Consider the following 310-nt stretch of genomic DNA (forward strand, 5'->3'; position numbering starts at 1 on the left):
GACAGCTTCGCTGGCGAATGATTATTACTTTGATAAAATGCGACGCCAAGGCTTGGGTTCCCGATAATCGTTGCGAATGGTTTGCGCTATTGCTGAACGCAATATCGCTCGCAACGATTTCGAGAATGACGGGAGAGAGGTGAGCGGCGGCTGAAGCAATGGAGGCTTTGTGGCATCGCCATCTCTTATCTTTTTTTACGTTGCCGTTTTTAACACCCCACCGTCCGTCATTCTCGAAAATTTTTCTTGCCATGTTGCGAATGCAACATGGCGAAAACCATAGAAAAATTTATCGGCCGCCCTCAAGTAA

1 protein-coding gene is annotated in these 310 nt (G+C 47.1%); it reads right to left on the reverse strand.

Features of this window, described 5'->3' with window-relative positions:
- A partial coding sequence (locus QM529_06835; protein MDI9314369.1) for a hypothetical protein occupies positions 1 to 253 on the reverse strand: 253 nt, incomplete at its 3' end.
- Between the last annotated feature and the right edge of the window lie 57 nt (positions 254 to 310).

This window comes from Hydrotalea sp., from assembly GCA_030054115.1.
Classification (GTDB): Bacteria; Pseudomonadota; Alphaproteobacteria; order JASGCL01; family JASGCL01; genus JASGCL01.